The following is a 21,560-nucleotide window of genomic DNA, read 5'->3' as shown; positions in this document are numbered from 1 at the left end:
ACATCAATATGTGTTCGCTCATATTGATGATGGACTCGGCCGCTCCATGTAGCTCTTCTAGGCACCGCACTTGGAGCACCGCCATGCCCTTGACCCGCCGGACGCTGATTGGCGTCACCCTTTCGCTCGCAATTGCGCTCGCGCCATCCGGCGCGCTCCATGCCGCCTCGCCACAACCGGCGAAGGGCGAGCACGGCATGGTCGTCACCGCCCAGCATCTGGCGTCGGAAGCCGGCGTCGAGGTGCTGAAGAAGGGCGGCAATGCCGTCGATGCGGCGGTCGCCGTCGGCTATGCGCTCGCCGTCGTCTACCCTAATGCCGGCAATATCGGCGGTGGCGGGTTCATGACCATCCGCTTCAAGGACGGCAAATCGACCTTCCTCGATTTCCGCGAGCGCGCGCCGCTGGCGGCAACCAAGACCATGTATCTCGACAAGGACGGCAATCCGGTGAAGGGCGCCAGCCTTGATGGCTACCTTGCGGTCGGCGTACCGGGTTCCGTGGCAGGGTTCGAGATGGCTCGTGAAAAATATGGCACGCTGCCACGCCAGGATTTGATGGCGCCGGCAATTGCCTATGCCAAGGATGGCTTCATCCTCGACCAGGGCGACGCTGCTTCATTCGCGAGCAATGCCGCACGGCTGGCGAAGGACCCTGCCGCCGCCGCCATCTTCCTGAAGCCGGACGGCAAACCCTATGGCGCCGGCGAGCGTCTCCTCCAGCCCGATCTTGCAGCCTCGCTCGCCGCCATCTCCGAAAAAGGCGCCGACGCCTTCTACAAAGGCGCCATCGCCGACGCCATCGTCAAGGCGAGCGGCGCCAAGGGCGGCATTCTGGCCAACTCAGACTTCGAGCAATATAAGGTACGCGAGCTGCAACCGGTGAGCTGCACCTATCGGGGCTATGAGATCACGTCCTCGCCGCCGCCAAGCTCCGGCGGCGTCATCATCTGCGAAATCCTCAACGTGCTGGAGGGCTACCCGCTGTCTTATCTCGGCGCCCGCTCGGCCGAGACCGTGCATGTCATGGTCGAGGCGATGCGCTACGCCTATGTGGACCGCAACTCGGCGCTCGGCGATCCCGATTTCGTCGACAATCCGGTCTCGAAACTGCTCGACAAGGGTTACGCCAAGGAGATCCGCGACAAGATCGACCCGTTCCGCGCCGGCGTCTCGCAGGATTTGATGCCGAAGGGCTTCGGCGAGTCGAAGGAAACGACGCACTATTCAATCATCGACGATGACGGCAATGCGGTCGCGGTCACCTATACGCTGAACGGTTCGTTCGGCGCCGGCGTGGTCGCCGACGGCACCGGCATCCTGCTCAACAACGAGATGGATGATTTCACCCAGAAGCCTGGCGTGCCCAACCTCTACGGTCTCGTGCAGGGAGAGGCCAATGCCATCCAGCCGAAGAAGACGCCGCTGTCATCGATGAGCCCGACCATCGTCGCCAAGGACGGCAAGCCGTTCATGGTTATCGGCAGCCCCGGCGGCTCGCGCATCATCACCATCACGCTGGAAGCCATCGTTAACGTCATCGACCACGGCATGAACATCCAGGAGGCGATCGACGCATCGCGCATCCACCATCAATGGCTGCCCGACACGATCTATGTCGAACCGTTCGGCCTGTCGCCCGACACTGAAAAACTGCTGGCCGGCATGGGCTACCACCTCGATCTCGCGGATTCTACCTGGGGTCAGGCGGCCGGCATTCTTGTCGGCGGCAAGAGCCTGGCGGAAATCGAGAAGGGCGGCGGCGCCCGCTACAACGGCGCCATCGACAGCCGCGCCGCATCCGGCGAGGCGATTGGCTACTGATCAAAACAAGAGATTGATCAGAGGACGAGCGTAAGCGTCGACCCGACGAGCATCAGCGCCGCGATCACGACGAACGCCGCGTAGATGCGGGGACGGTCGAGGAGCAGCGCATTGCCCGATATCCAGGCCGCGGTTGCGCCGCCAAGCGCAAACAGGAAGCCGTTCCGGTGACCAAAGGTCATGGAAGCGGCCATCAGCCCGCCAATGATCAGCGCGCCGAAGACGATGATCACGGCAACGGCGTATTTCTCGAAGTCGTTGCCGCCGCCCATGGCCGGGCCGATCGCGTTCAAATTCGTCAGATCGTCCGGATCGAACGGGTTGGTCGATCCATATTCATCTTGACCGACAGGTTCTCGCATCATTCATTCTCCGCTGACCGGCAACAAATCATCAACATCTGCCGAGCGCAACCGGATCGCGCCGTGCCGAAGGCCGCCGATGCGGTCTTCAACACTTTCTGATGCCGACTTGCCACGGTTTTTTTGCGCCGGTTCACAAAATCTACCCTGCTTTCGGGTCCACACGCCTGAATACCTGGAAAATGAATTACCTGGAAAAATCGCTGCGCACGATGCGGTGCCGCTGCAGCTTGTCGTAGAAGGTCTTGCGCGGAATGCCGAGCGCTTCAATCGTGCGCCGGACATCGCCGTCATTGCGGCCAAGCGCCTCGCGGATGACATTGGCTTCATAGCGTTCCAGCCGTTCCGGCAGTGAGCTGGCGTCATCCGGCTCCGCCGGGGCGGAAGGTGGCGCTTGCGCCGCTTCCTCGAGTCCCAGCACGAAACGCTCGGCGAAATGCGCGAGTTCACGCACATTGCCCGGCCAGTCGTGCTGGCTCAGATGGCGGTGCACTGAGGCAGGCACGGCTGGCATTTGCCGGCGGAAGCGGCCGGCTGCACGCTCGGCGAAGTAGAAGAACAGCAGGGCGACGTCGTCGCGGCGTTCGCGCAGCGGCGGGATCGAGATCGTCACCACATTGAGCCGGTAGTAGAGATCCTCGCGGAAGGCGCCGCGCCGGCTGGCGTCGCCGAGATCGACCTTGGCGGCGGCGACGACGCGCAGGTCGACCGGCCGGATTTCATTGGTGCCGAGCGGCGTCACCTCGCGCATTTCCAGCACCCGCAGCATCTGCACCTGGGTCGAGGCCGGCATGCTTTCGATCTCGTCGAGGAACAGCGTGCCGCCGCTCGAATGCTCGATCCGGCCGATGCGCTTCTTCTGTGCGCCGGTGAAGGCGCCGGCCTCATGGCCGAACAGCTCGCTTTCGATGACCGTGTCCGGCAGCGCGCCGCAATTCAGCGCCACGAAATTGCCCCTGGCGCGGCGGCTCCAGCGATGCAGCAGGCTCGCCACCACCTCCTTGCCGGAGCCGGTCTCGCCGGTCACCAGAACGTCGACATCGGTATCGGCGATTTGCCGCAGCGTCCGGCGCAATCGCTCCATCGCCAGCGTCTGCCCGATCAGCGGCAGGCCGTCCTGCGCCTGTTCGGCGCTTTCGCGCAAGGCGCGGTTCTCCATCACCAGCCGGCGCTTTTCCGCCGCCCGTGCCACACTTTGCGCCAGCCGGTCGGCGGCGAAAGGCTTGGTGATGAAGTCGTAGGCGCCATCCTTGATCGCCTTGACCGCAACCGCGATGTCGCCATGCCCGGTGACCAGGATTACCGGAATGTCGGCATCAAGCTGCAAGACGCGGTCGAAGAGCTGCAGGCCGTCAATGCCGGGCATGCGGATGTCGGACACCACCACGCCGGGAAAATTGGCGTCGAGCCCGGCCAGCGCCTCGTTCGCCACCGCAAAGGCCGAGACGGAAAAACCAGCGAGTTCCAGCGTCTGCCGCGTGGCCCTCCGCAATTCGCTATCGTCGTCGATCAATACGACCGGTGCGGTGTCCATCATGCTGCCCTGGCGAGGTGAATGGTAAAGCGCGTGCCGGCCTGGTCGCTCGCCACCTCGATGCGTCCGCCATAGTCGGCGACGATGTCCTGCGAGATGACGAGGCCGAGCCCGAGGCCTTTTTCCTTCGAGGTGTTGAACGGCGTGAACAATGACTTGAGGATGGCAGGCGAAATGCCCGGCCCATTGTCGGCGACGGCAAGCGCCACGCCGTCGGCCGTCTCCTGGGCCGACACCTGCACCCTGGCGCCGTCGCGCCCGTCCAGCGCTTCCAGCGCATTCTGGAACAGGTTGATCAGCACCTGTTCGAGCCGCAGCCGGTTGCCCATCACCTTGAGCGTTACCGGCGGAAGCGTGATATCGAGTGCGTCCAGCCGACCGGCAAAGCGGCTTCTGAGCAGCACCACGGCGCCCTCGATGACGCCGCGCAATTCGACCGGTTCGGCTGCCGTGCGCCCCTTGCGGGCAAAGACCTTCAACTCTTCGGTGATGCCTCCGATGCGCTCGGTCAGCGCGGCAATCGCGCCAAGGTTCTCCTCGGCCGAGGCGGTCTGCTTGCGCTCCAGGAACACACGCGCATTGTCGGCATAGGCGCGGATCGTCGCCACCGGCTGGTTGATCTCATGCGCGACCCCGGCGGCAACCTGGCCGAGGGTAGCAAGACGGTTGGCCTGCACCAATTCCTGCTGCATGACCTGCAGCTTGGCTTCGGTGCTGCGGTGATCGGTGATCTCGGCCTGCAGCCGGTCGCGCGCCAGGCTGAGGTCATGCGTACGCTCGACGACGCGGCGCTCAAGCTCGATGCGCGCTGCCTGTTCGGCAGCGATGCGCATCTGCGCCGACTGACGGCGCCACAGGAGATAGCCGGCCAGCGCCAGCAACGGCACCACGACGCCCAGCGCCAGCAGCCGCATCTCACGCACCGCAGCCGCGATCGGCGCTTCGACCGGCACGAGATAATCGAGCCGCCATGGCGTCGATTGGACCAGTGTCGAAAGCCTGAGATATTCGGCATCGCTGCCGCCCGGTGTTATCGCATGCACCATCGACACGTCAGGGCTCAATGCCTCGGGGCGTGTGATCGGCAAGGGGATCAGCGGCGCGTTGCCGAATTGCTGGCTGCTCCGGATGGCGGCAGCCACCGGGCCGGTCAGCGGCGCGGTGGTCATGAAGCGCCAGGACGGCACGCTGGTGATCAGCACGACGCCGTGGTCGTCGCTGACATAGGCCGGCCGGTTGGCCTCATGCCAGTCGGCTTCAAGCTGGTCGAATTCCATCTTAACGACGACGACGCCGAGCGGTGCCGCCGCATTGCCGACGCGACGCGAAATATAGAGGCCCGGGCGCTTGCTGATGTTGCCCAGCGCAAAATATTCGGCCGTTCTCGATTGCATGGCGCCGGAGAAATAGGCGCGGAAACCATAGTCGTTGCCGACGAAGCTGGTTGTTTCGCGCCAGTTGCTGGAGGCGATCGCAAACCCGTCGACGCCGGTGACGTAAAGCACCGAAGCCTTGGTGCCGGAGACCAGCCCTTCGAGCTTGCGGTTGAGCACGTCGATCGTGACAGCGCCCTTGTTCTGCAGGGCGTCATGCACCTGCTGGTCCTCGGACAAGAGCAGCGGCAGCGCCCGCGGGCTTTCCAGCACGGCGCGCAGCAACGCAACCTTCAGATTGGCATCGGTGCGGCCTTGCGCCGCCAGTGCCGCGACCTCGGCGCGGCGCGCGTAGAGGCCGGCGCCGGTGAGCGCCGTGGCAACGATCACCAGCGCGATCGCCGCAAACAGCAGCCAGGCGCGACGCGCGCGTTTGCCGAGTTGCTCGGGCGTCGGCGACAGGACCGCGGCAGGGCGTTGCAGCATTCCCTATTTGTGCATGATTTCGCACAAAGCACAATTCAGTCATGCGGATGTCCGCACTTGCGTTGAGCGGCAGCAGCCTCGATCGGACGAATACCCAACAAAATCAACGGCTGCGGTATGCCGCACAGTCTGGCACGGCAGTTGCAGTGACCAATACAGCAGTCGCAAGGCTGCGGAAAACAACTGCCCCGGGAGGTCGAGCTTTCGATCGGGGCGCCATGGAGGACGTCATGCAGCCAGCATTCGCTGCCGCCGAACCGCGCGGCAAGCTACCCTTTTACCGTCATCTCTACGTGCAGGTCCTGACGGCGATCGCCGCCGGCGTGCTGCTCGGTCATTTCTATCCCGAACTCGGTGCTTCGCTGAAGCCGCTCGGAGACGCCTTCATCAAGCTGGTCAAGATGGTGATCGCGCCGGTCATCTTCCTGACGGTGACGACGGGCATTGCCGGCGTTTCCGACCTGAAAAAGGTCGGCCGCGTTGCCGGTAAGGCGATGATCTATTTCCTGGTCTTTTCGACCCTGGCGCTGATCGTCGGCCTGGTCGTCTCCAACGTCGTCCAGCCCGGCGCCGGCATGCACATCAATGCGGCGACGCTCGATCCCTCGAAGGTCGCGACCTTCACCGAGAAGGCGCATGACACGTCCATCGTCGGCTTCCTGCTCAACATCATCCCCGACACCATCACCGGCGCCTTCGCACAAGGCGATATCCTGCAGGTGCTGTTCTTCTCGGTGCTGTTCGGCATCTCTCTCGCTCTGGTCGGTGAGCGCGGCCGCCCGGTCGTCGATTTCCTGCAGGCGTTGACCTCGCCGATCTTCCGCCTGGTCGCCATTCTGATGAAGGCCGCCCCCATCGGCGCGTTCGGCGCCATGGCCTTCACCGTCGGCAAATACGGCATCGGCGCGATCGCCAACCTCGCCTTTCTGATCGGCACCTTCTACCTGACGTCGCTGCTGTTCGTGCTGGTCGTGCTCGGCACCGTCGCCTGGTACAACGGCTTCTCGATCCTCGCTTTGATCCGCTACATCAAGGAAGAGCTGCTTTTGGTGCTCGGCACCTCGTCGTCCGAAGCGGCACTTCCCGGCCTGATGGCCAAGATGGAGCGCGCCGGCTGCAACCGTTCGGTGGTCGGCCTGGTCATCCCGACCGGTTATTCCTTCAACCTCGACGGCACCAACATCTACATGACGCTGGCCGCTTTGTTCATCGCCCAGGCGACCGACACGCCGCTCACCTATGGCGACCAGATCCTGCTGCTGCTCGTCGCCATGCTGAGCTCCAAGGGGGCGGCCGGCATCACCGGCGCCGGCTTCATCACGCTGGCCGCGACGCTCTCGGTCGTGCCTACGGTGCCGGTCGCCGGCATGGCGCTGATCCTCGGCGTCGACCGCTTCATGTCGGAATGCCGGGCGCTGACCAACTTCGTCGGCAATGCAGTGGCGACCATCGTGGTGGCGCGCTGGGAAGGCGAACTCGACCAGACCAAGTTCGCCGCCGCCATGGCCGGCACATTGTCCGAGGAAGCCGACCTGGCGCTGTCGGGCGATCTGCAGCCCGCCTGACCGCTCCGGGCACTGACGTTTGAGCACAAGGCCGCAGCCGATTCGGTTGCGGCCTTTCCTTTTCCGCCTGCACGTGGCTGGCGCTGGCCGGGCCCTCCCGGGTAGGGTGCGGACGTAAAACCGAAAGGCCGGCGCATGAGCAATCCGTACCCCGAAATCTACCTCGTCCGTCACGGCGAGACGGAGTGGAGCGCTTCGGGAAAACACACCGGCCGCACCGACATACCGTTGACGGCAAAGGGCGAGGCGGCAGCTCGCGGCGTGGCGGACCGGCTCAAGGATCTGTCCTTCCAGGCGGTGTGGTCGAGCCCGTCGCAGCGAGCCTTCAGCACCTGCACGCTTGCCGGCTTCGGCGCTGCTGCCGTCAAGAAGGACGACCTGCAGGAATGGGACTATGGCGCCTATGAGGGCGTTAAGACCAAGGAGATTCTTGTGCAGCGCCCCGGCTGGCAATTGTTCCGTGACGGCTGTCCCGACGGCGAGTCGGTAGCGGATGTTGGTGCCAGGGCCGACAGGATCATCGCCGGGCTGCGGGCAATCGAGGGCAATGTGCTGGTGTTTTCAAGCTCGCATTTCCTGCGCGTGCTGGCCGCGCGCTGGCTCGGTCTGCCACCCGAAGGCGGTGCGCACTTCGTGCTTGATACCGCGAGCCTCAGCATCCTCGGCTATGAGCACGATCTGAGCGAGCCGGTGATACGCAGGTGGAACCAGAAGTAGGGTTTCGCGGCAAGCCTGCCTCCTAACGCGCGAGCACCGCCAATTCCTCCGATGTCAGATGCCGCGCCTTGCCCTTGGCGAGCTCGCCGAGCTGCAAACCGCCGATCGCCACCCGAACCAGCCTCAGCACCTCGATGTCGAATGCCCCGAGCAGGCGGCGGATCTGGCGATTGCGGCCCTCGTCGAGCACGATTTCCAGCCAGGCAGTGCGGCCGCCGCTGCGCAGCAGTTCGATCGAACTTGCGGTCAGCAGTTCGCCGTCGACGATCGCTCCGTCGCGAAAGCGCGCCAGCATCGCTTCGTCGGGCGCGGTGCCGATCTGGACATGATAGGTCTTGGCGACATGCGAGGCCGGATCGAGCAGGCGGTTGGCCCAGCGCGTGTCGTTGGTCATCAGCAACAGGCCTTCGCTGGCCTTGTCGAGGCGGCCGACCGGCGACACGAAAGGCAACTCCAGTTCCACCAGGCAGTCATAGACGGTGCCACGATCCTGCGGGTCATCGCGCGTGGTGACCTGTCCGCGCGGCTTATTGATCATCAGGTAGACTTTTGCCTTGCCGACGATCTGCTCGCCGTCGACAGCGATGCGGTCGCGGCCGAGATCGACACGCAGCGACGGATCGCGCACCACCTTGCCGCCAACCTGCACGCGCCCTTCGGCGATCAGCAGCTCGGCCTGCTTGCGCGAACACAGGCCGAGTTTGGAAAGCGCCCGGTTCAGGCTGACGCCTGCGCTCGGGGCCTGGTGTTGGGCGATGTCTGGTGGCCGTGCCATGTCCTGCTTGCCATCCCAATGATCGGCATCGACAAATGCCACGCCCCGCATTGGCTTCGCAACCTGCCGCGGCACCAACATCACGGGTCGCGGGAGCGGGGCTGTTCTCAAATACGATGTGTCAGGGGGTCGGGCTCAACAGCCGGCCAGGGAACGCTGCCCCGCGACGGACGTTGTTGCCGACGAGCGATTTGTCGCGAAAGGCACCGCCATGAAGAAAATCTACCAAAAACCGACGCTCGTGAAGCGAGGCAGGCTCACCAGCCTGACGGCTCAGATCGTCGCTTCTGGGGTCATTCTGGGTGAATAATCCCCAGATAACGGAAGGGATAAATCGATGAGCGAGCGCGGCGTTGATTTCCTGCAGGGCTGGATCCACGAGCACCTGCCGGGCGAACTGCCTGCCGACAAGGCAACGGCTCGAACCCTAACCACGCGAGCTGCCCTGGATGCTCGGCATTTAGGCCTTGAGGTCAGCGAGATCGAAGAGGATCTCGGTCCGCTGGAACGGGTGATTTTCGAGGCGCTGGATCAGCCCGATATCTGAGCCCCGACATCTGAGCCCCCGATATGAGGCCATTGCAGGCGATATTGGCCCATCGCCATCTTGGCGGGGGCTTTTCCGTGATGGCATCCGTGGGTGCGCAGCCCTAGGCAGCCCGCGCAGCTGACGCTCCCCGTGCCGGCGGCAATTCGAACACAGTGGCGCCGTTCTCTCGGCCGCGTTCGACATAACCGATGACACGGAACCATTTGCCGACGTCGGCCCGCTGCAGCCAGCTGCGCGAGTGGATGGGAAGGTTGCCGGCCAGCGCCTGAATGTGGCGGATGTGGCGCCTGCAGAAGCGGACCGTCGCGGCGCTGAAGAAACCCTCCTGCGCAGCAAACAGCGTGTCGGCGGCGTCGCTGTTCTCGTGCCAGGCGACGATCGCCACCGTCTTGTCGCCCTCGACCAGCGCGTGCGCTCGGCCTTCCTTCAAATTCATCATCAGATTGTCGTAGGCGACCTTGCTGTCCTTGCCGGCGGCCACATACTCGTCCGACATCCGCGTGGACAGATCACGGAAGACACTTTCGAGATCGCCGATCGTAGCTGCGCGTGCTCGCATTTCTCCTCCTGCAGCCCCGGCAGGCAGTTTGCCCCAGGGAGAGGCGATCACCAAGCAAATCAAATCCGCCATTTGGCCGATGCGCGCAAAGTGATTTCAGAAGGCGGTTTATTGCGTTGGCAAATCGCTCCCGTGGAACCGAACTTGCCTCCCCCGAATTGACTCGCGATCGCGTTCGGGAGGGGAAGCATGCAAGATCAGCATTTCGATGAGCCGGTTCGCGTGGCGCTCGGCAGGTCCAGAAACACGATCTACAAGGTGGAGCGTGTCGCGCAGGCCGCTGACATCCTCATGGACCGATGGCCCGTGAAGACAGGCGGCTATCACGTCGCCGCCCGCAAAGCCTGCCTTGGCGTTCTGGAAGGCCTTCAAGAGGCGCGCTATGCCCGCGCCGCCTTCGTCAACGCGGCGATCGAGGCCGATATACTGGTCGAGCGCGACCGCGAGGGTTGAGCGGTCCATCGCCTCTTTGTTTGGCGTGGGGTAAACTGGCAGACCGGTCGGGAGCCTTCCATGTGCAACGACTATGAGCAGCATATTCTCTGGGCTGAATATTGCCGGATGCTGGAGTCGCTGGCACTCGAGATCCCGACCCATCAGACCGAACTTGACCTGCCGCGGGTTGATGACATCCATATCAACGATCCAGCCCCGATCATGCGCGCCGCCGGCGACACTGGCGTTGTTGAACTGACGTCGATGACGTTTGGATTTCCGCCGGCCGGCCCGAAAGGCGGACCAGTGTTCAACTTCCGCTCCGAAGGCCGGCAATTCGCCGGCAGCAAACGCTGCCTCGTGCCGGCATCCGCCTTCTTCGAGTTCACGGGCACGAAGTATCCGAAGGCAAAGCATCGCTTCACGCTCAACAGCTCGCCGTTCATGGCCATCGCAGGGCTTTGGCGTGAAGCTGCCGGCAACAAGCCGCCAACCTTCACCATGCTGACAACCGAGCCTGGACCGGATATTGCGCCCTATCACAGTCGGCAGGTCGTGGTGCTTCGGCCCGGCGATTGGGCGGCTTGGCTCAGTCTGACGAAGCCGGAAGCCGAACTGCTGCAGCCGCTTCCAGCCGGCTCGCTGCGCGTGGAGACCGTGCGCCCCGAAAGTTCATAACTCGGTTGCGCAGGCTTGCCGGCACAGCCGGCAGGCCGAAATCAGGAAGCCGTCGGTGCGGCGCCAGGAAGTCAAGCCCTTGATGTTCAGAGAAAACTGGTGCCCAGAGGCGGATTCGAACCACCGACACGCGGATTTTCAGTCCGCTGCTCTACCAACTGAGCTATCTGGGCCTCGCCGGCAAAACGAGACATCGCCTGACCGGATTTCAGGAAAGCGCCGTGGGGCACCCCTTGAAAGCGCGTGGGTTATAGCACGGGAATCCGGCCTGTCCAGCGCCTAAGCGCTGATTTTCCGGGGCAATTGTCGCAGACAATACCGACGCCGGCAAAGCAGCAATTGCGTAAGGTCGGCGAAGTGGAATTGCGCGGCCGGCACCGCCCAAACCCTAGTTCGGCTCGTCGCTCTCGTCCTCGTCATCCCGCGCGGTGATGACATAGGCGCCCTTCAGCCAGCGGTTGAGGTCGATGTCCTTGCAGCGCTTCGAGCAGAACGGATAGGTCTCGCGCGCCGACGGCTTGCCGCATTCGGGGCAGGGGCGCTTCGGGCGCAGTGGTGTGACCTTATCGTCCAGGCTCATGGCCGCGCGGTATGCCAGCTGGTGTGGACCTTGAAGCCTTCGCCCGAAAGCAGCGCCACCGTCTCGTAGAGCGGCAGGCCGACAATGTTGGTGTAGGAGCCGACCAGCTTGACGACGAACGAACCGGCGAGACCCTGGACGGCATAGCCGCCGGCCTTGCCGCGCCATTCGCCGGAGGCGACATAGGCGTCGATCTCCTCGCGTGGAAGCCGCTTGAGGCGTACCCTGGATTCAACCAGCCTTTGGCGCAGCTTGCCGCCCGGCGTAATCAGGCAGATGCCGGAATAGACCCGGTGCGAACGGCCCGAAAGCAGTCCAAGGCAATTGGCGGCGTCGTCCAGCGTCTCGGCCTTGGGCAGGATGCGGCGTCCGACCGCGACCACCGTATCCGCGGCCAGCACGAAACTTGGCGCATAGTCTTCCTCGCTTTTCAGCGAGGCCAGCGCCTTCTCGGCCTTTTCCTTCGACAGCCGCTTGGCCAGCGAGCGCGGATGTTCGGCGCGCAGCGGCGTTTCGTCGACATCGGCTGGCAGCACGCGGTCCGGCTCGATGCCGGCCTGTTGCAACAGTTCGATCCGGCGCGGCGAACCAGAGGCAAGCACGAGCTTCTGCAGGATGCTCATCGCGGTTCGCGCCGGACTGTTACTTGAAACGGTAGGTGATGCGGCCCTTGGTCAGGTCATAGGGCGTCATCTCGACCAGGACCTTGTCGCCGGTCAGCACACGGATGCGGTTCTTGCGCATGCGGCCAGCCGTATGGGCGATGATCTCGTGTTCGTTTTCGAGCTTCACCCGGAACATCGCGTTGGGCAACAATTCCGTCACGACACCCGGAAACTCGAGGACTTCTTCCTTCGGCATTCGATACCTTTGCTTGGATTGCAGTTCCTGCGCCCTGGAGCGCCCAGGCCGGAATTTCGGCGGAACCTATATGATAATCGTGCGCTTGTGAACACGCTTAGATCGCGTCATATGCGACGCGCTCCAAGCTTTCGTTTTATGCATGTCGTTGTCTCAAAACCGGGACCGCTTTTGAGCGACATGCATCAATCCGCCGCGTTTTTTACCTCCGGAAGCAGAAAACGTCGGCTGATGCGCGCTTTCAGCCGTTCTCTCACGTCGCGATAGCTGGCCATGATCTGCTCGCGCCTGCCGCCGACATCGGTCGGATCCGGCATCGGCCAGTATTCGACGTCGACGGCAAGCGAGCGGGTGAGTTCGAGCGCGGCGTGGTGGGCTTCCGGCGCCAGGGTGACGATCAGGTCGAAATAATCGTCCTCGAGATCGTCCATCGAGCGCGGCTGGCGCTCGCCCAGCGTCAGGCCCTCTTCGGCCAGCACCGCGTCGACGAACGGATCGCGCTCGCCCCTGTGCACGCCGGCAGAGGCGACGAAAGTGGCCGGCGGCAGCATGCGCCGCGCCAGCTGCTCGGCCATCGGTGAGCGCACGGCGTTCATGCCGCACAAGAACAGGATCGAGCGGGGCGCCCCAGTCAGGTCTAACCCCGCCAGTGCAGCACGCAGACCAGCGTGAACAGCCGCCGCGCCGTGTCGAAGTCGATGTCGATCTTGCCGGCCAGCCGGTCCATCAACGTCTGCGAGCCTTCATTGTGCAGGCCGCGCCGGCCCATGTCGATCGCCTCGATATGGCTCGGTGTCGAAGAGCGGATGGCGTCGTAATAGCTTTCGCAGATCAGGTAGTAGTCCTTGACGATGCGCCTGAGCGGCGTCAGCGACAGGATATGGGTGACGACATCAGCACCATCCTCGCGGGCGACCGCAAACACCAGCCGGGATTCGGCCAGCGAGAGCTTCAGCCGATAAGGCCCGGCGCCGTCATCATTGACCGGCTGAAAGCTGTTTTCTTCGATCAGGTCGAAGATCGCCACCGCGCGCTCATGTTCGACATCGGGCGTCGAACGGCCGATCGACTCGTCGAGCTCGACATCGATCAGCCTTGCGCGGGTTTGATCGCCGTCCGCCATCGCCGCCTACATGTTCAGCCGGATGGCGACGGAGCGGCCATGCGCGTCGAGGCCTTCCGCCTTGGCCAGCGCAATCGCCGCCGGCGCAAGTGCTCTCAGCTGCTCCGGCCCGAGCTTCAGGATCGAGGTGCGCTTGACGAAATCGAGCACCGACAGGCCCGAAGAGAAGCGCGCCGAACGCGCCGTCGGCAGCACGTGGTTGGAGCCGCCGACATAGTCGCCGATGACTTCGGGCGTATGGCGTCCCAGAAACACAGCACCCGCATTGCGCATCCTGGCCAGGAAGCCTTCGGCATCGTCGATAGCAAGCTCGACATGTTCCGCGGCGATGCGGTCGACCAGCGGCAGCGCGGCCTCGATGGTCTCCACCAGGATCACCGCACCGAAATCGCGCCAGCTGGCAGCCGCCGTCTCGGCGCGCGACAGGTTCTGCAGCTGCCGCTCGACCGCCTGTTCGACGGCCTTGCCGAAGGCCGGATCGTCGGTGATGAGGATCGACTGCGCCGACACGTCGTGCTCGGCCTGCGCCAGAAGATCGGCGGCGATCCAGTCGGGATCGTTGCTGCCGTCGGCCACCACCAGCACTTCAGACGGTCCGGCAATCATGTCGATGCCGACCGTGCCGAACACCTGGCGCTTGGCGGCGGCGACATAGGCATTGCCCGGTCCGACGATCTTGGCGACCGGCCGGATCGTCTGCGTGCCATAGGCAAGGGCGGCAATCGCCTGCGCGCCGCCGACGCGGTAAATCTCCGAAACGCCTGATATATCGGCTGCCACCAGCACCAGCGGATTGATGATGCCGCCCGGCGCCGGCACGACGATGACGATGCGCTCGACGCCCGCCACCCTGGCCGGCACGGCGTTCATCAGCACCGAGCTTGGATAGCTTGCCGTGCCGCCCGGCACATAGAGCCCGACCGCCTCGATCGCCGTCCAGCGCGAACCCAACTCGACCCCGGCGGCATCGGTATAGCGATCGTCCTTGGGCATTTGTCGCTCGTGATGGGATCGGATGCGGTCGCGCGCGAACTTGAGCGCATCGACCGTCTGCGGATCGGCGTCTTTGTAGGCCTGCGCGATGTCGTCCTTCGACACGGCAATGCCGAGGCTATTGAGGTCGGCCTTGTCGAATTTCAGCGTGTAGTCGACCAGGGCAGCGTCGCCCTCGGCACGAACCCGCGCAATGATGGCGCGCACGGCAGTGTCAACGTCTTCCGATACCTCCCGCTTGGTGGTCAGGAAGGCGGCGAAACGCTGCTCGAAACCGGCATCGGACTGGATAAGCGTAATGGCCATCGGCTGCGTCTAGATCGTGATGAGACTTGGTTGAAATCTCATCACGATCTAACCCTTTGTTGGAGCAAGATCTCTGGACAAACGATTCCCGTTTTGTCCAACAAAAACCGGCACCCACTTTTTGGGATCATGCTCTAGACCCTGTGCACCGGACGCGAGGTGGCTTCCCAGGCGCCGCCTATGTCGGCAAGCCGCGCCTCGATGCATTCGACGTCGAGCATGATCGCGCCGCCGCCGGAAAAGACCAATTCGACGATGCCGGCCGGCTTGCTGATTTCGATAAAGCTGATTGCCAGAAGCGACAGCACCTCGGTCGGCCGATCGCGGGCAATGCCGCTGGTCTTGGCGCCGAGCACGCGGTCGAAATGCAACACCGCCTGGCGCCGCTCATTGTGCTGGCTGAACAGCCCGGACTTCGCCTCCCAGACGAAGCGGTTCATGGTCAATATGAAACGCTTGGCCGAAGGCAGGTATTCGAGATCCGAGACCTTCATCACGGCGTCCTGGACGTGAGCCGAGACGATGCTCAGATCCTGATCGTCGAGCGCAATGAGTTTGAGGGCTGCCATGCCGAATGCACACCTGAAAGTTGGTTTCAGCCTTCTGTTAGGCGGTCTTTCCGGTCCGTGCAACCGCGACACAAACTCAACCCGAGGCTAGGGCCTCGGGTTTGAAGTGTTGGTAGCGAATGAAGGCAGCACCAGACGCCTGTCTGTCTGAAGCAACTGCCGTGCGGTCAAGCCGAAATCCGCTCGATCACCGCGCCGCAATTGGAGAGCTTTTCTTCCAGCCGCTCAAAACCGCGGTCGAGGTGGTAGACGCGGTTGACCGTCGTTTCGCCTTCGGCCGCCAGACCGGCGATGACCAGCGACACCGAGGCGCGCAGATCGGTCGCCATCACGGGCGCGCCCTTCAGCTTGGAGACGCCGTCGACGATCGCCGTTTGGCCGGACAGCGTGATGTGGGCGCCGAGCCGGGCCAGTTCCTGCACATGCATGAAGCGGTTTTCAAAGATGGTCTCGGTGATGCGCGACTTGCCTTTGGCCATGGTCATCAGGCCCATGAACTGCGCCTGCAGATCGGTCGGGAAGGCCGGGAACGGCGCCGTCGTTACGTCGACCGGCGAAATGCCGGCGCCGTTGCGCCGGACGCGAATGCCGGAATTGGTCGGCGTGATCTCGGTACCGGTCTGGGCAATCACATCCAACGCGGTCTGTAGCAGCTCGGGGCGGGCGCCTTCGAGCACGACATCGCCGCCGGTCATGGCCACAGCCATGGCATAGGTCCCGGTCTCGATGCGGTCGGGGATGACGCGCACTCGCGCGCCCGACAGCGATTCGACGCCATCGATGGTGATGGTTGGAGTGCCGGCGCCGGAAATTTTTGCGCCCATGGCGTTGAGGCATTCGGCGAGGTTGACGATTTCGGGCTCGCAGGCGGCGTTTTCCAGCACCGTCTCGCCCTTGGCGAGCGCCGCCGCCATCATCAGCACATGGGTGGCGCCGACGGAGACTTTCGGGAACACATAGCGATTGCCGACGAGGCGGCCGTTCCTGGTCTTGGCCAGCACATAGCCAGTGTCGACATCGATGTCGGCGCCCAGCGCCTGCAGGCCTTCAAGGAACAGGTCGACCGGCCGCGTGCCGATGGCGCAACCGCCGGGAAGCGACACTTTCGCCTCGCCCATGCGGGCCAGCAGCGGGCCGATCACCCAGAACGATGCCCGCATCTTCGACACCAGCTCGTAAGGCGCGGTCGTGTCGACGATGTTGCGGGCCGAGAAGTTGATGGTGCGCGAATAGCCCTCATTCTGCTTCTCGCGGCGGCCGTTGACCGAATAGTCGACGCCGTGATTGCCGAGAATGCGGATCAGCTGCTCGACATCGGCCAGATGCGGCACGTTTTCCAGCGTCAGCGTGTCGTCGGTGAGCAGCGAGGCGATCATCAGCGGCAAAGCAGCGTTTTTCGCGCCCGAAATCGGAATGCTTCCGGCGAGCTTGTTGCCGCCGACAATTCTGATGCGATCCATGAGAGAAATGTCCCCTCGGCCCGAAAGGCCGGTTTTCGTCAGTTTGAGTATCGGCCCGTCTAGACCATTGGCCGGCTTGGTTCAAGAAATAGGATTTCTGAGCCCCTTTGGCCAAGGTGACCGGCCAGTGTGGCTGATATCGGTCAGTCCTTGTGCATTTTTTCAGCAGCCGCCAGGCCTTCCGGGCGCTGGTCAGCGTCACCCGTGCGCCGCGAACGCGCTTGCGTCTTGCGCTTCATGAGATTGGCGCGCAACTGCTCGGCCAGACGGTCCTTGCGGTTAGTCCCGTCCTTTTTTGCCGGATCAGCCTTTTTCGGTGGATTTGTCTTGTCGTCCATCGTTCCGTCCCGCCCGCGACTGGCAGGGCCTGCCGTTCAAGGGATAGCTAGCATTGTGGCGCCGCCGTGTCAGCGAAACTTGTCTGGCAAAGCCGTTCACAGACGCCTTGCGCTTGCCGGTTCTATATGGCAGAAGCCCCGCCATCAGCGGCTGCGGTAGCTCAGTGGTAGAGCACTCCCTTGGTAAGGGAGAGGTCGAGAGTTCAATCCTCTCTCGCAGCACCAGTTCATCCCGTTGATTTTAAAAAGATGCAGTCGCGAAGTCGGGGTCTCGTTGCGGACCAAAAAAGCCGGCTGACGTAAAAGTGCCAATCCCGCGCATCCAACCGTGGCCCCCTCGCCCGGAAACATTGAGAGAAAGAGGCTCTACGGGGCCGGACGACTGCTCAACAAGTCCGGACCTGTCAACTCATGAACAGGCCGGACTGGCCGTATCCGGCATGCTGAACACTACCGCTCGCACGCTGAAAGCCAGCCGCCTCGTACGCATATCCACGACAAGAACACAGCTCGCCCAAGGACTTGCCATCGGCCGGCCATCATGATGCCATCTCGCCTGCGGAAGATAGCGTTGGGTTTTGGGGTAGAGAATGCTCTTTGGGCGAACGGCAGGTGCGACAGGGCGCATGTGCGCGGCAATTGCTGCGGCACTGGCGCTGTGCCTATGCGCGTTTGGCCCCGCTTTGGCTGAAGAGCCGAAGGCGCTGAAAGGCGTCGCGCTCATCATCGGTCAGTCCGACTACCAGCATGTCGGCAAACTGCCCAATCCGGAAAACGACGCCCGCGCCATCGAGGAGATGTTCGACAGGCTCGGCTTCGAGACCAATGTCGCCACCAACCGCGACGCGCGCAAATTGCGGCGCGATCTCGAAGGCTTCGTCGACGATGCCGAGGGCGCCGATGTCGCCATCATCTACTATTCCGGCCACGGCATCGAAGCCGGCGGCGAGAATTATCTGGTCCCTGTCGATGCCGATATCTCGGCGCTCGACAATGCCGGCGAAAAGCTGGTGCCGCTGTCGTCCATCGTCGCCGAACTGAAGGCCAAGGTGCCGGTCACCATCGTTCTGCTGGACGCCTGCCGCAACGATCCGTTCCCGCCGGGCACGCTCCTGAAGCTGGCGCCGGGCGACGAAGGCAAGCCGTTCGGCGCCGACGGTCTCGGGGAAACGCGCGGCGTGGTTTCCCTGAAGGGCGGCGCCGACGCCAAGGGCTCGGTCGACGGCAGCCTCGGCCAGGTCATCGCCTTTGCCGCCGAGCCCGGCAAGGTTGCGCTGGACGGTCCGGCCGATGGCAACAGCCCCTATGCGGCAGCGATCCTGCGCCACATCGACACGATGGGCGGCGAGGAATTCGGCACCGTTTTGCGCATGATCGGCGAGGAGGTCTATCTCAAGACCAATGGCCAGCAGCGGCCCTGGGTCAATGAGAGCCTGCGCCGGCTGCTCTATTTCGGTATCCCCGCCGAGGCGCCGAAAGGTGATGAGGGCGAAATCCTCAGGGAGCGGCGCCAGCTCCTGCTGACCATCTCGACGCTACCCGATCCGGAGCGCCGCCAGATCGAAACCATAGCGCGTGACGGCAAGGTGCCGATGGATGGGCTCTACGCCATGCTGAAGGCGCTCGGGGTCGACATACCCAAGGATCCGGCTGAGCTCGACAAGCTGCTGCGTGGCCAGACCGAACGGCTGAAACACGTGTTGGCTGAACGCGAGACTTTGAAAAACCCGGACCCCGAAATTGCCAGGCTATCGAAACTCGCCGAACAGGCGGTTCAGGAAGGCGCGCTCGAAGCGGCGCAGAAATTCAACGAGCAGGCCAAGGCCCGCATCGGCGAACTTTCGTCTACGGTCGACCAGGCCGAGGCCGAGCTGAAGGCAAAGCGGCTGGAATTCGCAAAGGTCTTCGCCAGCAGTGCCAGGACTTATGAAATCTCCTTCAACTTCAAGGAGGCGGCGCAGGATTACGCCAAGGCCTTCGAGCAGGCTGCCAAATGGAGCGACGAAGACGCGTTCTACTACAAGGCGGCAGAGGCCAACGCTCTGTCGGAACAAGGGGACTTCTCCGGCGACAATGCGTATCTCGCCCAGGCCCTGACAGCCTATGAACAGGCATTGACCTATGTCACCCGCGAAAAGTTGCCGCTACTTTGGGCGGCCACCCAGAACAATATGGGCGCCACGCTTGCTACGTTGGGCGAACGGGAAGCCGGCCGCGAAAACCTCGACAAGGCAGCTGCCGCCTATGAGCAGGCGCTGACCGTCTATACGCATGACGCCTACCCCGACGACTGGGCATCGACCTATGGCAATCTGGGCACGGTCTACTGGCGGCTCGGCCAGCGCGAGAACGGGACGGCGCTTCTGGAGCGGGCTGTCGCGGCATTCCGCTCGGCGCTCGAGGTGCAGTCGTTGAAGAAACTACCGCTGGAATGGGCGGCGACGCAGAACAATCTCGGCATCGTGCTGTCCGAAATCGGCGACCGCCAGACCACATCGGACAGTTTCCGCGCGGCGATCGAGGCGCATCGTGCGGCATTGACGGAATACAACAGAGAGCGCGTACCGCTCGACTGGGCATTGAGCCAGATCAATCTGGGTGTCGTTCTGGCGAGCCTCGGCGCGCGCGAAAAGGATGTACCGACGCTTGAGCAATCGGTCGCGGCCTTCCAGGCGGCGGCTGAGGAGATGACCAGGGAACGCGCGCCGGCGCAATGGGCGACCATCCAGAACAATTTGAGCACCGCATTCGAGTCGATCGGCGAGATCAACGGCGATATCGCCGCGTTGCAGCGCGCGCGGGAGGCGGCGGAGGCATCGCTTACGGTTTGGACGCGCGAGCACGCCGCGGCGAGCTGGGCCAACGGCCAGCTGACGCTCGGCAACGCCTTGCAGCGCCTCGGCGCCAAGCAGAAGAACAAGGAACTGCTGCTGCAGGCAGCCACCGCGTACCAGGCCGCTCTGTCCGAATATCCGCGTGAGAAACTGCCGCTCGACTGGGCTTCGCTGCAGCAGAATCTGGGATCGGTCAACGACACGCTCGGCGGTCTCGATACGGGAACCGATTACTACATTCAGGCGGTGACCGCGTATCGTCAGGCATGGGAGGTCTATACCGCAACCGCCGCGCCGGGCGAGTTCGCTTCGATTGGTTACAGCCTTGCAGGCACGCTATCGAACTGGGGCGAACGCGCGGGGGACATCTCGACCCTGCGGCAGGCGATCGATGTCTACGGTCAGGTGCTCAGGGTTCGCACCCGCGACAAGGACCCAGCCAATTGGGCCAAGACGGAATTCCGCCTCGGCTGCGCGTTGATGATGTCAGGCAAGCTGGCCTCTGACGATCAACTGCTGCAGCAATCGGTCGACGCGCTGCGGGCGGCGCTCGACGGGCAGACGAAAGGCGGTGATGTCACGGAGATCGGCCAGACGCGGCGCGTGCTCGGCCAGACCCTGTCGATCCTGGGCGACAATACATCCAACCTGGACTTGCTGGCCCAAGCAGCCGACATGCTGGAAGCCGCGCTCCCCGCCTACTCCAAGGACGCCGACCCGGAGGAGTGGGCCAATATCAATTACGACCTCGGCTTTGCCCTCTACAGCCAGGGCAGGATTGGTGGCGACGCCACGTTCTACGCCAAGGCCGTGCAGAGCTTCGAGACGGCAGCGCGGATCTACGACGGTTTTCCCAACCGCATGCAATGGGCGCGCACCAAGGGCGATATCGGCAATGCCTTGCTGATGGCCGCGGACGGCAAGGACGTCGAGTTGCTCACCCGCGCGATTGCCGCCTATGACGCAGCGCTCAGCGTGGTAACGCGCGAGAATGCGCTGGCTGTCTGGGAGAACAATCAGAACAATCTCGCCGGCGGGCTGTCGAGTCTTGGTTACTGGGCGAACGATGTCGGCAAGCTGAAACGAGCCGCTCAGATCTACCGCGACCTCGCCACGGTGCGAACGATCGCCCGCGATCCCGATCTCTGGATCACCAACCAGACCAGTCTCGCGCAGACGCTGAGCATGATCGCGGCCCGCGAGCCTTCGGCTGAATTGTACGAGGAGGCGATTGTCGTCAACCGGGCGCTTGCCGAGCAGCTCGGTCGCGACCGCGATCCCGAACGTTGGGCCAATGCGCGCAACGAGATGGGCTATGCCTTGACCATGGCCGGCCGCGCCGAAAACAATGTCGCGCATTTCGAGGAGGCGGTGTTGGTCCTGCGCGAGGCGATCGTGGTGCAAAAGAAGATCAATTCGGTGCCGGCTGTCGCCTTCACGCAGGACAGCCTGTGCGACGTGCTGGTCGATCTGGGCGCCGCCCACAAGGACAAGGCGATGGCACAGGAAGCGATCGCCGCATGCCAGGACGCGCTCGTCATCTTCGGTGACAAGAAGATGGACGATCTCGCCGCCGGTTCCGAAAAGAACCTCGCCGAGGCACAGGCGTTGCTGGCCGAGTTGCATTAATCCGAGCCCG

At 63.5% G+C, this 21,560-nt stretch carries 22 protein-coding genes and 2 tRNA genes; 9 read left to right on the top strand and 15 right to left on the bottom strand.

All coding sequences use genetic code 11. The features are described from left to right. Positions 1 to 83 precede the first annotated feature (83 nt). The gene (gene ggt / locus NKH35_RS10090) at positions 84 to 1,823 is read left to right on the top strand and encodes a gamma-glutamyltransferase (protein ID WP_023669665.1); all 1,740 of its coding nucleotides are present in this window, start codon (positions 84 to 86) and stop codon (positions 1,821 to 1,823) included. Between the two features lie 17 nt (positions 1,824 to 1,840). On the opposite strand, the gene NKH35_RS10085 is transcribed toward ggt, so the two are convergent. The 3 genes from NKH35_RS10085 to NKH35_RS10075 all read right to left on the bottom strand — a co-directional run bounded on the left by NKH35_RS10085 (position 1,841) and on the right by NKH35_RS10075 (position 5,578). After that, positions 1,841 to 2,188 (bottom strand): hypothetical protein, encoded by a 348-nt coding sequence (locus NKH35_RS10085; protein WP_032885862.1) that lies wholly within the window; start codon positions 2,186 to 2,188, stop codon positions 1,841 to 1,843. 184 nt (positions 2,189 to 2,372) lie between these two features. After that, entirely contained in the window at positions 2,373 to 3,722 is a 1,350-nt protein-coding gene (locus tag NKH35_RS10080; protein ID WP_023669667.1) for a sigma-54-dependent transcriptional regulator, read from the bottom strand. Then, on the bottom strand, positions 3,719 to 5,578 hold the full coding sequence (locus NKH35_RS10075; RefSeq protein WP_023692505.1) for a sensor histidine kinase: 1,860 nt from the start codon (positions 5,576 to 5,578) through the stop codon (positions 3,719 to 3,721). The genes NKH35_RS10080 and NKH35_RS10075 overlap by 4 nt, the downstream gene beginning before the upstream one ends. A 230-nt stretch (positions 5,579 to 5,808) precedes the next feature. On the opposite strand from NKH35_RS10075, the gene NKH35_RS10070 reads away from it, so the two are divergent. Beyond that, entirely contained in the window at positions 5,809 to 7,143 is a 1,335-nt protein-coding gene (locus NKH35_RS10070) for a dicarboxylate/amino acid:cation symporter (protein WP_023745318.1), read from the top strand. Positions 7,144 to 7,278: 135 nt separating this feature from the next. After that, the gene (locus NKH35_RS10065; RefSeq protein ID WP_023711385.1) at positions 7,279 to 7,860 is read left to right on the top strand and encodes a histidine phosphatase family protein; all 582 of its coding nucleotides are present in this window, start codon (positions 7,279 to 7,281) and stop codon (positions 7,858 to 7,860) included. Between the two features lie 22 nt (positions 7,861 to 7,882). On the opposite strand, the gene NKH35_RS10060 is transcribed toward NKH35_RS10065, so the two are convergent. After that, positions 7,883 to 8,635 (bottom strand): pseudouridine synthase, encoded by a 753-nt coding sequence (locus NKH35_RS10060; protein ID WP_352914356.1) that lies wholly within the window; start codon positions 8,633 to 8,635, stop codon positions 7,883 to 7,885. Between the two features lie 211 nt (positions 8,636 to 8,846). Between NKH35_RS10060 and NKH35_RS10055 the strand changes: the two genes are divergently transcribed. Then, positions 8,847 to 8,945 (top strand): putative RiPP precursor, encoded by a 99-nt coding sequence (locus tag NKH35_RS10055; protein ID WP_196813729.1) that lies wholly within the window; start codon positions 8,847 to 8,849, stop codon positions 8,943 to 8,945. A 27-nt stretch (positions 8,946 to 8,972) separates the two neighbouring features. Further along, complete coding sequence (locus tag NKH35_RS10050; protein ID WP_023669673.1) at positions 8,973 to 9,182, top strand: DUF768 domain-containing protein; 210 nt, start codon at positions 8,973 to 8,975, stop codon at positions 9,180 to 9,182. Positions 9,183 to 9,285: 103 nt separating this feature from the next. Here NKH35_RS10050 and NKH35_RS10045 read toward each other — a convergent pair whose 3' ends face one another. After that, on the bottom strand, positions 9,286 to 9,744 hold the full coding sequence (locus NKH35_RS10045) for a hypothetical protein (RefSeq protein WP_023669674.1): 459 nt from the start codon (positions 9,742 to 9,744) through the stop codon (positions 9,286 to 9,288). A gap of 189 nt (positions 9,745 to 9,933) precedes the next feature. On the opposite strand from NKH35_RS10045, the gene NKH35_RS10040 reads away from it, so the two are divergent. Both NKH35_RS10040 and NKH35_RS10035 read left to right on the top strand, forming a co-directional pair. Then, positions 9,934 to 10,197: a DUF982 domain-containing protein gene (locus NKH35_RS10040; RefSeq protein ID WP_352914334.1), complete on the top strand. Its 264-nt coding sequence runs from the start codon at positions 9,934 to 9,936 to the stop codon at positions 10,195 to 10,197. A 60-nt stretch (positions 10,198 to 10,257) separates the two neighbouring features. Next, on the top strand, positions 10,258 to 10,857 hold the full coding sequence (locus NKH35_RS10035; RefSeq protein WP_352914332.1) for an SOS response-associated peptidase: 600 nt from the start codon (positions 10,258 to 10,260) through the stop codon (positions 10,855 to 10,857). A gap of 97 nt (positions 10,858 to 10,954) precedes the next feature. On the opposite strand, the gene NKH35_RS10030 is transcribed toward NKH35_RS10035, so the two are convergent. The 10 genes from NKH35_RS10030 to NKH35_RS09985 all read right to left on the bottom strand — a co-directional run bounded on the left by NKH35_RS10030 (position 10,955) and on the right by NKH35_RS09985 (position 17,087). Next, positions 10,955 to 11,030, bottom strand: a tRNA-Phe gene (locus NKH35_RS10030). Positions 11,031 to 11,245: 215 nt separating this feature from the next. Beyond that, the gene (yacG, locus tag NKH35_RS10025; protein WP_352914329.1) at positions 11,246 to 11,437 is read right to left on the bottom strand and encodes a DNA gyrase inhibitor YacG; all 192 of its coding nucleotides are present in this window, start codon (positions 11,435 to 11,437) and stop codon (positions 11,246 to 11,248) included. Continuing rightward, positions 11,434 to 12,060, bottom strand: coding sequence for a Maf-like protein (locus tag NKH35_RS10020; protein WP_352914327.1), 627 nt, complete (start codon positions 12,058 to 12,060; stop codon positions 11,434 to 11,436). Before NKH35_RS10020 ends, yacG begins: the two co-directional genes overlap by 4 nt. 19 nt (positions 12,061 to 12,079) lie before the next feature. Continuing rightward, positions 12,080 to 12,298 carry a translation initiation factor IF-1 gene (gene infA / locus NKH35_RS10015; protein WP_006200926.1) on the bottom strand — a complete coding sequence of 73 codons (219 nt, stop codon included), beginning with the start codon at positions 12,296 to 12,298 and terminating at the stop codon, positions 12,080 to 12,082. Positions 12,299 to 12,483: 185 nt separating this feature from the next. Further along, positions 12,484 to 12,948 carry an arsenate-mycothiol transferase ArsC gene (locus tag NKH35_RS10010; RefSeq protein WP_081725519.1) on the bottom strand — a complete coding sequence of 155 codons (465 nt, stop codon included), beginning with the start codon at positions 12,946 to 12,948 and terminating at the stop codon, positions 12,484 to 12,486. Next, on the bottom strand, positions 12,936 to 13,421 hold the full coding sequence (locus NKH35_RS10005) for a UPF0262 family protein (protein WP_023669283.1): 486 nt from the start codon (positions 13,419 to 13,421) through the stop codon (positions 12,936 to 12,938). The genes NKH35_RS10010 and NKH35_RS10005 overlap by 13 nt, the downstream gene beginning before the upstream one ends. A gap of 6 nt (positions 13,422 to 13,427) precedes the next feature. Next, positions 13,428 to 14,720: a histidinol dehydrogenase gene (gene hisD / locus NKH35_RS10000; protein ID WP_023732390.1), complete on the bottom strand. Its 1,293-nt coding sequence runs from the start codon at positions 14,718 to 14,720 to the stop codon at positions 13,428 to 13,430. A gap of 134 nt (positions 14,721 to 14,854) precedes the next feature. After that, a complete protein-coding gene (locus NKH35_RS09995) occupies positions 14,855 to 15,289 on the bottom strand; it encodes a DUF2948 family protein (RefSeq protein WP_023818690.1) in 435 nt (144 codons plus the stop codon). Between the two features lie 167 nt (positions 15,290 to 15,456). Further along, positions 15,457 to 16,749: a UDP-N-acetylglucosamine 1-carboxyvinyltransferase gene (murA, locus tag NKH35_RS09990; protein WP_023732388.1), complete on the bottom strand. Its 1,293-nt coding sequence runs from the start codon at positions 16,747 to 16,749 to the stop codon at positions 15,457 to 15,459. Positions 16,750 to 16,892: 143 nt separating this feature from the next. Continuing rightward, positions 16,893 to 17,087, bottom strand: a complete 195-nt coding sequence (locus tag NKH35_RS09985) for a hypothetical protein (protein WP_352667874.1) — start codon at positions 17,085 to 17,087, stop codon at positions 16,893 to 16,895. A gap of 150 nt (positions 17,088 to 17,237) precedes the next feature. On the opposite strand from NKH35_RS09985, the gene NKH35_RS09980 reads away from it, so the two are divergent. Continuing rightward, positions 17,238 to 17,312, top strand: a tRNA-Thr gene (locus NKH35_RS09980). A gap of 401 nt (positions 17,313 to 17,713) precedes the next feature. Continuing rightward, positions 17,714 to 21,550 (top strand): caspase family protein, encoded by a 3,837-nt coding sequence (locus NKH35_RS09975; protein WP_352914323.1) that lies wholly within the window; start codon positions 17,714 to 17,716, stop codon positions 21,548 to 21,550. Positions 21,551 to 21,560: the final 10 nt, after the last annotated feature.

The sequence above is a fragment of the Mesorhizobium sp. M1143 genome (genome assembly GCF_040318435.1).
Taxonomy (GTDB): Bacteria; Pseudomonadota; Alphaproteobacteria; order Rhizobiales; family Rhizobiaceae; genus Mesorhizobium.
The sequence above is the reverse complement of the archived record's forward strand: the minus strand, read 5'-3'. Positions and strand labels throughout refer to the sequence as shown.